Genomic DNA, 13,896 nt, shown 5'->3' with positions numbered 1-13,896 from the left:
GTGCTATTTAGTTTTTGAGAACTGATCTGAGTCAATTTTTTTCAAACCGTGAAAGATTATACTCAGTTCTGAAAGCAATTTACTAAGTCTGTCGTTACTTAAGCTATTGTGAGACCAAAATAAAACTGAGAGACAGCAAGCTTAATAAAGAGTTTTTAACATTTTTCTATTTTAGGAGATTCACTATGCCGGTAACTAATTTGGCTGAACTTGATGCTCTTGTGGCTCGCGTTAAAGCGGCACAAGCAGAATTTGCAACTTACTCTCAAGAGCAAGTTGATAAAATTTTCCGTGCAGCATCTTTAGCCGCAAACCAAGCCCGTATTCCTCTCGCGCAACAAGCGGTAGCAGAATCAGGCATGGGTATTGTTGAAGATAAAGTGATTAAAAACCACTTTGCTTCAGAGTTTATCTATAACAAATACAAAGATGAAAAAACCTGTGGTGTCCTTGAAGAAGACGAAAGTCTAGGCACGATGACGATTGCTGAGCCTGTTGGTATCATCTGTGGTATTGTCCCAACGACTAACCCGACTTCAACCGCGATTTTCAAATCACTCATCTCTTTAAAAACGCGTAACGGTATTATCTTCTCGCCACACCCACGTGCGAAAAATTCAACCAATGACGCAGCGAAACTCGTTCTTGATGCAGCGGTAGCTGCTGGTGCACCGAAAGACATTATCGGTTGGATTGACCAACCTTCAGTTGAGCTTTCTAACGCCTTAATGAAGCACGATGGTATTGCGCTAATCCTTGCTACTGGTGGTCCAGGCATGGTGAAAGCGGCTTACTCTTCTGGTAAACCAGCTATCGGTGTTGGTGCCGGTAACGTGCCTGTCGTAATCGATGAAACGGCGGATATTAAACGCGCAGTCGCTTCAGTTTTAATGTCAAAAACGTTTGATAACGGTGTGGTTTGTGCTTCTGAGCAAGCGGTTATCGTTATGGATGAAGTTTATGATGAAGTGAAAGAGCGTTTCGCGACTCATAAAGCTCACGTATTAAGTAAAGCCGATGCAGATAAAGTACGCAAAGTACTGCTGATCGATGGTGCGTTAAACGCGAAAATCGTTGGTCAACCAGCGACAGCGATTGCTGAAATGGCGGGTGTTAAAGTACCAGCGGATACCAAAATTCTAGTCGGTGAAGGTATCGGTGAAGTGTCTTACGATGACGAGTTTGCTCATGAGAAACTATCGCCAACACTAGGCATGTTCCGTGCTTCTTCTTTCGAAAATGCCGTAGAGCAAGCGGTTCGAATGGTTGAGATTGGTGGTATCGGTCATACCTCAGGTTTATACACCAACCAAGATATTAATGCAGACCGTATTCGTTACTTCGGTGACAAAATGAAAACGGCTCGTATTTTGATCAATATTCCAACCACTCACGGTGGTATTGGTGACTTGTATAACTTTAACGTAGCACCGTCTTTGACTCTGGGCTGTGGTTCTTGGGGTGGTAACTCTATCTCTGAGAACGTGGGTCCTAAGCACCTAATCAACAAGAAAACTGTTGCTAAGCGAGCTGAAAATATGTTGTGGCACAAACTCCCTAAATCAATCTACTTCCGTCGTGGTAGCTTGCCAATCGCACTGAGCGATCTTGAAGGTAAAAAACGTGCCTTCTTAGTAACAGACCGTTTCCTATTCAATAACGGTTACACTGACGAATTGGTTAGCATGCTCAAAGCATTGGGTATGGAAGTACAAACATTCTTTGATGTTGAAGCTGATCCGACGCTATCGGTAGTAGAGAAGGGTGCTGAAGCGATGAAGAGCTTCCAGCCTGATGTGATTATTGCCCTTGGTGGTGGTTCACCGATGGATGCTGCGAAGATCATGTGGGTAATGTACGAGCACCCTGAAACTCACTTCGAAGAGCTCGCAATGCGCTTTATGGACATCCGTAAACGTATTTACAAGTTCCCGAAAATGGGTCAAAAAGCAGAGCTAGTGTGCATCACCACAACATCTGGTACAGGTTCAGAAGTTACACCATTTGCGGTAGTAACCGACGACAAAACTGGTGCTAAGTACCCACTTGCTGACTACGAATTGACCCCTCACATGGCGATCGTTGATGCTAACCTAGTGATGAATATGCCAAAATCACTAACAGCCTTTGGTGGTTACGATGCGGTGACTCACGCTCTAGAAGCTTATGTTTCTGTATTGGCGAATGAGTACTCAGACGGTCAAGCTCTGCAAGCACTGAAGATGCTGAAAGAGTACCTACCTTCAAGCTACAAAAATGGCGCAGCAGACCCAATTGCACGTGAGAAAGTACACAATGCGGCAACCATCGCAGGTATCGCATTTGCGAACGCCTTCCTTGGGGTATGTCACTCAATGGCACACAATATCGGTGCTGAGTTCCATTTACCACATGGCCTTGCTAACGCGCTATTGATTTCTAACGTTGTACGTTATAACGCGAACGATAACCCAACTAAGCAAACAGCATTCTCTCAATACGACCGTCCACAGGCTCGCCGTCGTTACGCAGAAGTTGCTGACCATCTTGGTTTAAGCCAAGCAGGCGACCGTACAGCACAGAAAATTGAGCGTTTATTAACTTGGTTAGAAGAGCTGAAGAAAGAACTCGATATTCCATTATCGATTCAAGCTGCGGGCGTTAATGAAGCTGACTTCCTAGCTAAAATTGATGATTTGTCAGTTCGTTCGTTCGATGACCAATGTACAGGCGCGAACCCACGTTACCCACTGATTTCTGAGCTTAAAGAAGTCCTTCTTTGTGCTTATTACGGTAAAGCTTTCGTTGAAGGTGAAACCTTCGAAGGCACGACCGTTATCAAGAAAAAAGATGACCAAAAACCAGGCAAGAAAAAGTAAGCTGAATTAATGAGAGGTTTTCGCTAGCACGATGCTTCTCGAATTGAATCAAGACCCTACCATAATTTATGGTAGGGTCTTTTTCTTGTGACAATCTTAGAAAGTTTTGTGAATGATTAATCCGATCAATAATCAATATACCGACCGATTAACGCAGCAATATCCGTGACGAAAACGATGAAAATCTAGGGTTGCGTCACCATTTTAGCGCTATATAATGGCCTTCAGCTCAGAAAGCTTGATGAGTATCAAAAAATGAAGAGCAAGATAAAGAACTTGCCAAGAACACTCAATTTGAGTTTTTTCCTTTGTTCAGAGTGATAAATAGCAAACCTCTACAGACCTACAACTGTATGACTAATTTTCTCAGTGTGACTCGTCGTGCTGATCCCTGATTGTTACCATTTGTTTGAGGATAGTTATTGTGACACGTATTATTGTTGTCGGTGGAGGCGCAGGTGGACTTGAATTGGCCACTAAGCTAGGTCGAACATTAGGGCGAAAGAATCGCGCTAACATCACCTTAGTGGATCGTAATTCCAGCCATCTATGGAAACCACTACTTCATGAAGTCGCCACCGGCTCTTTAGATGAAGGCGTCGATGCATTGAGTTACCGTGCTCATGCTAAAAATCACTGTTTTGAGTTTCAACTTGGTAGTCTAGAAGCGATTGATCGCGAGACAAAGCGGATCACGCTGAGTGAATTGAGAGATGAACACGATGAGTTATTGATGCCAAAACGAGAACTGGAATATGATCTTCTAGTCTTAGCGATTGGCTCTAAATCTAATGATTTCAACACACCTGGAGTAAAAGAGCACTGTATTTTCCTAGATAGCCCAGAGCAAGCACATCGTTTCCGTACCGAAATGAATAATGAATTTTTAAAGCTACATGCTAAAAATGGTCAGGGAACGGTTGATATTGCGATTGTGGGTGCTGGAGCGACAGGTGTTGAATTATCCGCTGAATTGCATAATGCGGTGAAAGAGTTACACAGCTACGGCTTTGGTGATTTAGACTCGAGCAAGCTCAATGTTAATTTAATCGAAGCGGGCGAGCGTATTTTGCCTGCATTGCCACCGCGCATTTCTGCCGCCGCGCATAGCGAGCTGACTAAATTAGGGGTCAATGTTCGCACCACGACGATGGTTACTAAAGCTGAGAAAGATGGCTTAACCACCAAAGAGGGCGAAAAAATCTTGGCGACGATCATGGTTTGGGCTGCAGGTATTAAAGCGCCTGATTTTATGAAAGACATCGCAGGCTTAGAAACCAACCGTATTAACCAGTTAGTCGTCAAGGATACCCTTCAGACGACTCGTGATGATGATATTTTTGTGATTGGTGATTTGGCCCAGTGTACACAGGCGGATGGTAAGTTTGTTCCGCCACGCGCTCAAGCCGCCCATCAAATGGCGTCACAAGCGTTCAAAAATATTGTTGCTAAACTGAATGGCCGAGAATTAAAGCCTTACATCTACAAAGATCATGGCTCTTTAGTGTCACTAAGCCGTTTTTCTACCGTAGGCAGCTTAATGGGCAACTTAACCAAAGGCTCAATGATGGTTGAAGGGCGTATTGCGCGTGTGGTGTACATTTCTTTATACCGTATGCATCAAATGGCTTTACACGGTATTTTTAAAACTGGGCTAATGATGTTGGTTGGACGAATCAATCGCGTCTTGCGCCCGAACTTAAAATTGCATTAATCAGCCGCTTTGTTGCCTCTGTCTTCTATAAATTGCAAAGGCAGGTAAGAAAGGTATAAGCGATCAATCCATCCCGCTGAGACAGGCATCATGTTCAGCGGGATGATTGTTATTGGCTTGATGGAGAGTGACTGTTTATTTCAGATTGGCTCTGGAATGATCGAAAAAACCAGTCCTCCTTTTGGTTGACCATGAAAAATAAACCGATTTTGGGCAAGGCATTCTTGCTTCGCTTCGCACGCTTGAGCGAGCTGTTGGCTAGGGATATTGTTCGGATCACAGATAATTTCTAAACGAGTCAGTTTGAGCTGGGCAAAACTCCACTCTATCAACGCAGCTAGTGCTTCTTTCCCGAACCCTTGTTGTTGATGCTCGTCTCCTATCCAATAGCCTAAACTCGCCATATTAAACGTGGTAGAAAACTCATTAATCGCCACCATACCGACGATTTGTTGCGTTGCTTTATCGATCACCGCAAAGCCATAGGCGTCAGCTTTTATCCAGTTTAATCGTGTTGCCAGAATAAATCGTTCAGCCTCTTGTTGGTTAAAGTGGGCATGACACCAATCAATCCATCGATGTAAGGAGGGCGAGTATTGAATAAGTCTTGCAAATTCGACCGCTTCATCAACCGATAAAAGGCGTAATTGCAAACGCTGAGTATTGATCACAAATTCTGGGTTCATGGGAGACGGTCCTATTCTCGCTTCGTTTCCTGATGATTTAACAATCTATCCCCTTCCTATTTGAAGCTGCAGGGGCGTTGGCTACGTTCGTTCATCCCAATCACATAACCGGTCTATACTCATAGGGCCTCACTCACTTGCCGCCTACCTTCAACTCCAAGTTGTTTGCGTATAATATCAGACCATATAAAGACCCAACGCCCATATAGGGCGTTGGATAGGATTATTGAACTCGGCGAACTTGGATAATCATGCCCATAAGAGGGTGGTCCAAATAATGGGTTTCGCCACTGCGCATGCGGCGTTTTTGATCGAGGCGATAACTTTTCAAAAAAGATTGTTTTTCCATCGTTGGCGATATGGCAATGAGGTGCCCATCTTGTACATTGGTGCGTGTATCTTGGTTAAGTTCATCTAAGTCCAGCGAGGGATCTTGAAGGATAACTTCACGCACACTCGGTTTTTTTAAGTCAAAATTAGCTTCGGCAAACAGAAAGTGCTGGACATAAATTTGTAGGGTGCCATCAAGCTCATACAGCGGTGGGGTGATGGTCTGTTCAACTACGTCATCAATTGGGCGGTATTGCTCAGTTTGTGCGACTCGTTCACTGCCGTCAGGATTAAACTGGGTTGAGTAGTCTTTCCCCGCTTGAATATGAAAAACGGGAGCGGATGCTCGTCCTTGATCCCCTTGACGCCAAGCAGTATGTAATAATACTTGAAAGCCGGCATGATTGCGTAAACGCTGAGCTTGATCAGTCAGTTGATAATCCGATTGAGAGAGCATACGTACGCCTTTACTTTGCCGATATTGAGCATCACTTAGGCTACCGGCACGCGAGAGATTAATCTCAGGCAACGTATCTGGCCATGACTCTTGCGTTTTCTCCGCGTCAATTGCACGTTGGAAGATGATCACTTCAATATCGAATTGTCGCTGCGCTAGGCTGGGCATGGCAACGAGCAAAAGCAGTAGTGGGATCAGTTTTTTCATTATGACTCCGTCAATGTGCTGGGCACGTATTTGATTCTATTGAGCCTACCATATTAGGCAGCAGGTAGTAGATTGTGCTGGAATTCTTGCAGCATGTCTGTAACAAATTGAATTCTTTCTCTTCTATCAACCAGTGGAAGGATAAACTTCAATTTAGTCGGACCTTCCATCGCAAATTGTTTCGATTGTGCATGAAGTAGTTTAACCAAAAACATCGGATTAATGTCAGCGTTAGGGTAGAACTCAATATACCCGCCTTTTTCATGCGCTTCGATTTTACGAATTTTCAGTGCGGCGGCGTTGAGTTTCAGTTGGGCAATAGTCAACAGATTCAAGGCTGCATCCGGCAGTTTACCAAATCGATCGATTAATTCGACTTTAAGTTCAGCCAATTCAGTATCATCGGCGACACTGGCGATTTGTTTATAGAGTGATAAACGGCTGTTGATATCAGGGATATAATCATCAGGCAGCAGAGCTGGGATTCGTAGCTCGACTTCACTTTGTTCACGCAGTAGATCATCCAATGATGGCTCTTTACCCGATTTTAAGGCTTCAACCGCTTGTTCTAGCATCTCCATGTATAAGCTAAAACCAATCGATTGGATCTGACCACTCTGCTCATCGCCGAGTAACTCACCCGCTCCGCGAATTTCTAAGTCGTGGGTTGCTAAGGTAAATCCTGCGCCGAGATCTTCAAGCGAAGCAATGGCCTCTAAGCGTTTAATCGCATCTTTGGTCATCGCTTTGGGATGTGGTGTTAATAAATAAGCATACGCCTGGTGGTGAGAGCGACCTACTCGTCCGCGTAATTGGTGTAATTGAGCCAATCCAAGAGTATCGGCGCGATTAATGATAATGGTATTGGCGGTTGGTACATCTATCCCCGTTTCAATGATAGTGGTACACACCAGTACGTTGTAACGCTGATGATAAAAATCATTCATGATTTGTTCGAGTTCACGCTCACGTAATTGTCCGTGGGCGACGGTGACACGAGCTTCAGGGATAAGCGCTTCCAAATCGGCAGCAACTTTCTCGATGCTTTCGACTTGGTTGTGTAAAAAGTAGACTTGACCACCACGCATGATCTCCCTTAGAACCGATTCTCGAACAACACTGTCCTCATGTTGACGGACAAAGGTTTTAATCGCCAAGCGACGAGCAGGCGGTGTTGCAATGATCGATAAATCGCGCATACCACTCATTGCCATATTCAGTGTGCGTGGAATCGGTGTGGCCGTTAACGTTAAAATATCTACATCGGCACGCATGGCTTTGACTTTTTCTTTCTGACGAACCCCAAAGCGGTGTTCTTCATCAACGATTAATAGCCCTAAATCGGCAAAGATGAGATCACTGGAGAGGAGCTTGTGTGTTCCCACGACAATATCGACTTTCCCTTCGGCGACATCTTGCATGATCTGCTTTTGTTCTTTGGCTGATTTAAAGCGTGATAGCACCTCGACACGGATCGGTAAATTGGCAAAACGGTCGCGGAAATTTTCAAAATGTTGCTGAGCCAATAAAGTTGTGGGTACTAAAATAGCCACTTGTTTATTGTTATCGGTACAAACAAAAGCGGCGCGCATCGCGACCTCAGTTTTACCGAAACCAACATCGCCGCAGACGAGTCGATCCATCGCTTTGGCTTGACACATGTCCGACAGTACCGCATTGATCGCCATGGCTTGATCGTCGGTTTCTTCAAAGGGAAAAGTGGCTTTAAAGGTGGCGTATTGGTCACGATCCAAACGGAAGGGATACCCTGGTTTCAGTTCGCGTTTAGCGTAGACATCAAGCAGTTCGGCAGCGACATCGCGGACTTTTTCTGCCGCTTTCTTGCGTGCTTTAACCCAGCTTTCTCCTCCCAGTTTATGGAGTGGCGCGGATTCTTCTGCACCTCCGGAATAACGGCTAATTAAGTTCAGTGATGAAACGGGAACATACAGCTTGGCTTCATTTTGATATTCAAGCGTAACGTATTCGGTAGTAATGCCTCCTGCTTCGAGGGTTTGTAAGCCTAAGTAACGTCCAATACCATGGTCGATATGCACTACGGGCTGTCCCGGTTTTAACTCGGCAAGATGGCGGATCACCGCATCACTATTGGTGGATTTACGTTCTTTCTTTCGACGTTGAACCACCCGTGCTCCGAGTAAATCGGCTTCACAAATCAAGGCGAGAGATGGATCAGTGAAAATCGCACCACGTTCGGCAGCGCCGATCACCAAAGCCAATCGCTCTGAACTTTGCCAAGCGTCATCAAAAGAAGCGAATGCGGTAGGGCGTAACTTAATTCGCTGTAATAGCTCGAGTAGCGCTTCGCGTCGTCCTTCAGACTCAACCGAGAAAATAATCTTACCGGTAAATTGCTCGCTAAATTGACGTAAGGCGGCGAGGGGTTCTTTATTTTGCTGTTGAATCGCTAAATCAGGCAGTGCGGTAATGGCTAAGTTACTTCTACCGGCCTTTTCTGGAATCGGGTCGATGGACAGTTGTAACTGAGCAAAATCTTTGGCGCGCGCGAATAAATCGTCTTTTTTTAACCACAATTCGTCAGGCGCTAGCAATGGGCGTAACGGATCTATATTCCGTTGATCATAACGATACGCGACATCAGCGAGAAATTGGTCAATGGCGCTTTCAACCTGACCTAATAAAATTAATTGACTATGATCCGGGAGATAATCAAACAGTGTTTCGGTATGTTCAAAAAATAGCGGTTGCCAATATTCAATCCCCGCAGGCCATGTGCCTTTAGAAACCTGCATATAGATAGATTCAGGCTCACGACGGGCATCAAATCGTTGCCGAAAACGGGCACGAAATGCTTCTATGGCTTGCTCGGTGGTCGGAAATTCATGAGCAGGAAGTAGGCGAATTTGATCGATTTGCTGAATAGAGCGTTGATTTTCTGGGTCAAAAATTCGAATCGTGTCAATTTCATCATCAAAAAAATCAATTCGATAAGGGGAATCACTGCCCATAGGGAAGAGATCCAGGATCGACCCACGACTGGCGTATTCTCCCGGCCCAAACACCTGATCTACATGACGATAACCGGAGTTTTCTAACTGAACGCGTAATTTGGCTAAAGAGAACCGATCCCCTTGTTTGACCATCAAGGTGTGTTGAAGTAAGAAATCACGTGGCGTCTGGCGTTGCAACAAGGTACTGACCGGGACAACAGTGATCCCAGTTCCTAAAGAGGGCAACTGATATAAGCGAGCGATGCGATCAGAAATAATCTCTTGATGAGGTGAAAAATTATCGTAGGGTAAGGTTTCCCAATCAGGAAATAAGCCGACCGGGGCTTGACTGAATTGCTCTAGCTCCTGAACCAGTTTTAATGCTGTCTGTGGATCGGGTACTGCCAACAAGGTATGGCTTGAGTGACGATTAGCGAATTCAGCGATGGTTAGCGCGAGACTGGCACCAGGTAAATTGCCCAGTTGCTGCTTATCCCCAGCACCACGCAGGTGTGGGAGTGTTAATAAAGTTTTTGTCATCATTATAGAGTAGGTCGTTATGGTTTTTCTCGATCTAAAGAGCGTTGACGCAACAGTTTCTGTTGGCAATGAAGCGCAGCTTTAATGAGTAGGTCTTGGTCATTATCACGCAGGAGAGTGTATCTGACGCTAATAATCGTGGAGTTGGGATCCGTTTCACAATCGATAACTTCGCCATAACAATAAATCGCTGCTGCGGGATGCTCTAGGAATAATTTAATGCGTAGTGGTGTACCTAGTACGAGCGCGTCTCTGGCTCGATAAGTAAATTGACTGGCACCGAACGACAAGGTTGAGGCACGTTGAGCGGGATCATCTTGTTGGGCGAGCATAAAGCTCAGTAATAGATTCAGCTTAGAATTCTGCGTTTCTAGCAGTTGGATAACGTGTTTAAAATCGCTGTTTTTGAGTTCGAGCCGCGCAGCATCATTTAATTGATCAAGTTGACTAAACTCACTGGCCACAACAAAAGGTGCGGGGATTTCCGCCTCAAAATCGATCTGAGAAGGCAAACGAAAGTTAGCCGCTAACGGCTCGATGTTAATTGTCAGTGCGTGGTATACCGAAAAAAAGTCTTGGTCAGTCATATTGGGTTTCCTTCTCACCTTTGTTGATTATCGTCATAAAGAATCAGTAATCAAGCAAAGTGAGAGTTTTGTTGTAAATCAATCAGCGTGATGGCAAATAAATCTTACCGCCATTTTTGTTGTGATAACGGCGTTTAACAAAGATTTGGCAAAGAAAAACTACAACCTTGGACCGATTCTCGTTACAGTAGCGGCCTATTATGGCTTTGGTTTGTATTATGTTTCATCCTATTTCGATATTTATCGGTTTACGTTATTTACGCGGACGTTCAGGTGATCGGTTTAGTCGATTTGTCTCTTATATGTCGACCGCTGGGATCACGATTGGTGTGATGGCCTTAGTGACGGTATTGTCGGTGATGAATGGTTTTGAATCGCAGTTGAAAAACCGTATTTTGGGGGTTTTGCCGCAAGCGGTGATCGGACAAGCGCAGGAAAAAACCCAATGGCAAGCGCAAGCCCCTGATTTTATTAGAGAGTTATCCACTTACAAAGCGCCACAACCGATGGTAAGAAGCGAAGCGGTGGTGCAAAGCTCGTGGCAATTATCGGCGGGTTTATTGGTCGGTATTGCGCCGCAAGCTGACGACCCGATCGCCGATTATCTGATTGCTGGTCGATTAACTGATTTACAACCCGGTGCCTATCATATTTTCTTAGGTCACACTCTGGCTCGTGATCTCAATGTTTCCGTTGGCGATACGGTTCGCTTAATGGTGACTCGCGCCAGTCAATTTACGCCTTTAGGACGTATTCCTAGCCAACGCAATTTCACGGTGGCCGGACTGTTTAATACTGGCTCTGATGTTGATGGGCAACTGATGATCACTCATCTACGAGATGCGGGTCGCTTACTGCGTTTCGACGATCAGACGATTTCTGGCTGGCGACTCTTTATGGCCGATCCTTTTGATGTGGCGACGTTGTCGACGACCTCTTTGCCGGATGGTTGGTATTGGAGCGATTGGCGTGAACAACGTGGTGAGTTATTTCAAGCAGTCAAAATGGAAAAAAACATCATGGGCCTAATGCTGGGACTGATTGTTGGAGTCGCGGCGTTTAATATTATCGCCGCCCTAATCATGGTCGTGATGGAAAAGCAGGCGGAAGTGGCGATTTTAAAAACCCAAGGCATGACCGATCAACAAGTTTTGGCCATTTTTATGGTGCAAGGCGCGAGCAGTGGGGTGATTGGAGCGGTTGTCGGTGGAGTGTTGGGCGCTCTGCTGGCAGCGAACTTGAATAGCATCATGAACACGTTAGGCGTCGCGCTATTTTCATTAGGCGGAGAGTTGCCCGTGGTGATCAACCCGATACAAATTGCGGTGGTGGTATTGCTGGCAATATTACTTAGCTTTTTAGCCACCTTATTTCCTTCTTATCGCGCATCTAGAGTTAAACCGGCTGAGGCTTTACGTTATGAATGATCTTTTACGCTGTCAGCAGCTTTATAAAATCTATCAAGAAGGTGAGTTGCAGACTCCAGTTTTGAAAGGGGTGAGTTTTTCGATGCAACGCGGTGATCTGGTCTCGATCATTGGTTCTTCTGGCTCAGGAAAAAGCACTTTACTGCATATCCTTGGTGCGCTGGATGAAGCAAGCAGCGGCGATGTTGAATTTCTTGGCCAGCCATTACATCAACTGAGTTCGAATAAACAGGCCAAGATGCGTAATCAACATCTTGGTTTCGTGTATCAGTTTCATCATTTACTGGCTGATTTTACCGCGCTCGAAAACGTAGCGATGCCACTATTAATTGGTGGTAAAAAAGCCAGCGAAGCAAAACGCTCGGCTCAGGCTTTGTTGGCGCGAGTCGGCCTCGGTCACCGTTTGCAACATCGTCCTTCAGAGTTATCGGGCGGAGAGCGGCAGCGTGTTGCGATTGCTAGAGCGTTGGTCAATCGACCGGATTTAGTGCTAGCAGATGAGCCTACTGGCAATTTAGACCACACCACGGCATTGGCGATTTATGATTTGATGCGTGAATTGAATCGTGAGTTTAATACGGCTTTTTTAGTGGTGACTCATGATGGCGAATTGGCAGCAAAAATGGATCGACAACTGCATATGCAAGATGGCCTATTGCTCAACGTTGCGGAGGCATAATGTTTGCAGATTTGGCGCTAGTGATTGGCGCGCGTTTTAGTCGTGCTAAGCAGCGTAATAAGCTGGTGTCGTTTATCGCTTTATCTTCGACACTCGGTATTGCCGTTGGGGTTGCGGTGATCATTATTGGTTTATCGGCGATGAATGGCTTTGAGAGAGAGCTGCAGCAACGTGTATTGTCGGTTATTCCTCATGGTGAGTTTGAAGGGGTACGTGGGCCAATTGAACATTGGCCAGACATTGTCCAAAAATCAACGCTACATCCTCAGGTTCAAGCGGCGGCACCATACGTGAAGTTTACCGCATTAGTTGAGCGAGGGGTGCAGTTAAAAGCCATAGAAGTACGAGGGGTCGATACACAAAGGGAGCGTGCCGTATCGCGGCTTGCCGACTATGTTACCCCCGGAGTATGGGAAGCTTTTGTTCCGGCTCAACAGCAAGTCATTTTAGGCAAAGGTGTTGCCGATCAACTGCAAGCCGCAGTGGGGGATTGGATCACTTTGCTGATCCCAAGTAGTCATACTGGGCAAGCGGTTCAAGCCCCGAAAAGAGTCCGAGTAAAGGTGGCCGGTTTACTGGAATTAAATGGTCAAATTGATCATAACCTCGCGTTGTTGCCTTTAGAAGACGCTCAGCAATACAGCAATTTAAACGACAAAGTCACGGGGGTGTCGATTAAAGTTTCCGATGTCCTCAAAGCCAATCAAATTGTTCGTGAAGTGGGTAATACACTAGAAGAGTATGTCTATTTGCGTAGTTGGCAGCAAAAATATGGCTTTTTATATCGTGATATTGAAATGGTGCGAACCATCATGTATCTAGTCATGGTATTGGTGATTGGGGTCGCGAGCTTTAATATTGTTTCTACCTTAATGATGGCAGTGAAAGATCGCGCTGCCGATATTGCCATTTTGCGCACGATGGGCGCGAATGATCGCTTAATTAAACGCATTTTCGTCTGGCAAGGGGTATTTTCTGGCGTTATGGGTAGCGTTGTGGGCAGCATGGTTGGGGTGTTTATAGCGCTAAATTTGACACCGATTATTCAGAGTTTAGAAACCTTGTTAGGTCATCAATTTCTTTCAGGGGATATTTATTTTGTCGATTTCCTTCCTTCTCAACTTGAATGGTCAGATGTATTACTGGTTTCGAGTACCGCGATTATCTTAAGTTTATTGGCGACTTGGTATCCAGCTTCTCGAGCCAGCCGTTTGCATCCTGCGGCGGTTCTAAGCAGTAAATAACCCCGTTATTCTCTTCGTTAATAAAAAGAAAAAGGACCTAATGGTTAATGCCAGTCAGTTAAGCTGACTGGCTTTCTTTTTATTGGGGTATTTCTTTGCCTTTGGTTTTATTGCTCTCGGATATATCCGCTCTTCTCGTTTAATGGGCAAGACATGGTGTATCGCCTCTTCCTGCAAGTGAGTAATGCGCTTAGG

Annotated in this window: 9 protein-coding genes and 1 pseudogene; 5 read left to right on the top strand and 5 right to left on the bottom strand. The window is 45.2% G+C overall.

From position 1 onward, the window contains the following. Window positions 1-185: 185 nt before the first annotated feature. Together adhE and CAG60_RS09505 are read left to right on the top strand one after the other, a co-directional pair. Window positions 186-2,858 carry a bifunctional acetaldehyde-CoA/alcohol dehydrogenase gene (adhE, locus tag CAG60_RS09510; RefSeq protein ID WP_161438815.1) on the top strand — a complete coding sequence of 891 codons (2,673 nt, stop codon included), beginning with the start codon at window positions 186-188 and terminating at the stop codon, window positions 2,856-2,858. A gap of 424 nt (window positions 2,859-3,282) precedes the next feature. After that, complete coding sequence (locus CAG60_RS09505) at window positions 3,283-4,572, top strand: NAD(P)/FAD-dependent oxidoreductase (protein WP_154167540.1); 1,290 nt, start codon at window positions 3,283-3,285, stop codon at window positions 4,570-4,572. A gap of 140 nt (window positions 4,573-4,712) precedes the next feature. Here CAG60_RS09505 and CAG60_RS09500 read toward each other — a convergent pair whose 3' ends face one another. From CAG60_RS09500 to CAG60_RS09485, 4 genes are all read right to left on the bottom strand, one after another. Beyond that, window positions 4,713-5,258 (bottom strand): GNAT family N-acetyltransferase, encoded by a 546-nt coding sequence (locus CAG60_RS09500; protein WP_161438814.1) that lies wholly within the window; start codon window positions 5,256-5,258, stop codon window positions 4,713-4,715. A gap of 223 nt (window positions 5,259-5,481) precedes the next feature. Beyond that, entirely contained in the window at window positions 5,482-6,252 is a 771-nt protein-coding gene (locus CAG60_RS09495; RefSeq protein WP_158143708.1) for a peptidoglycan binding protein CsiV, read from the bottom strand. A gap of 53 nt (window positions 6,253-6,305) precedes the next feature. Further along, entirely contained in the window at window positions 6,306-9,767 is a 3,462-nt protein-coding gene (mfd, locus tag CAG60_RS09490; protein WP_161438813.1) for a transcription-repair coupling factor, read from the bottom strand. Between the two features lie 14 nt (window positions 9,768-9,781). Further along, on the bottom strand, window positions 9,782-10,351 hold the full coding sequence (locus tag CAG60_RS09485) for a PilZ domain-containing protein (protein ID WP_161425122.1): 570 nt from the start codon (window positions 10,349-10,351) through the stop codon (window positions 9,782-9,784). A 218-nt stretch (window positions 10,352-10,569) separates the two neighbouring features. Here CAG60_RS09485 and lolC point away from each other — a divergent pair, with 218 nt between their 5' ends. The 3 genes from lolC to lolE are packed head-to-tail and all read left to right on the top strand — an operon-like array spanning window position 10,570 to window position 13,701. Beyond that, complete coding sequence (lolC, locus tag CAG60_RS09480) at window positions 10,570-11,778, top strand: lipoprotein-releasing ABC transporter permease subunit LolC (protein WP_161438812.1); 1,209 nt, start codon at window positions 10,570-10,572, stop codon at window positions 11,776-11,778. Continuing rightward, window positions 11,771-12,457: a lipoprotein-releasing ABC transporter ATP-binding protein LolD gene (gene lolD / locus CAG60_RS09475; RefSeq protein ID WP_161425120.1), complete on the top strand. Its 687-nt coding sequence runs from the start codon at window positions 11,771-11,773 to the stop codon at window positions 12,455-12,457. Before lolC ends, lolD begins: the two co-directional genes overlap by 8 nt. Then, on the top strand, window positions 12,457-13,701 hold the full coding sequence (gene lolE, locus CAG60_RS09470) for a lipoprotein-releasing ABC transporter permease subunit LolE (protein WP_161425119.1): 1,245 nt from the start codon (window positions 12,457-12,459) through the stop codon (window positions 13,699-13,701). Before lolD ends, lolE begins: the two co-directional genes overlap by 1 nt. 54 nt (window positions 13,702-13,755) lie before the next feature. On the opposite strand, the pseudogene CAG60_RS09465 reads toward lolE, so the two are convergent. Next, a pseudogene (locus CAG60_RS09465) lies at window positions 13,756-13,896 on the bottom strand (IS4 family transposase); the annotation flags it as partial.

It is taken from the genome of Vibrio sp. V33_P6A3T137 (assembly GCF_009904835.1).
GTDB lineage: Bacteria > Pseudomonadota > Gammaproteobacteria > Enterobacterales > Vibrionaceae > Vibrio > Vibrio metschnikovii.
Note: the sequence above shows the minus strand (reverse complement) of the source record. Positions and strands in the feature narration are given on the sequence as shown.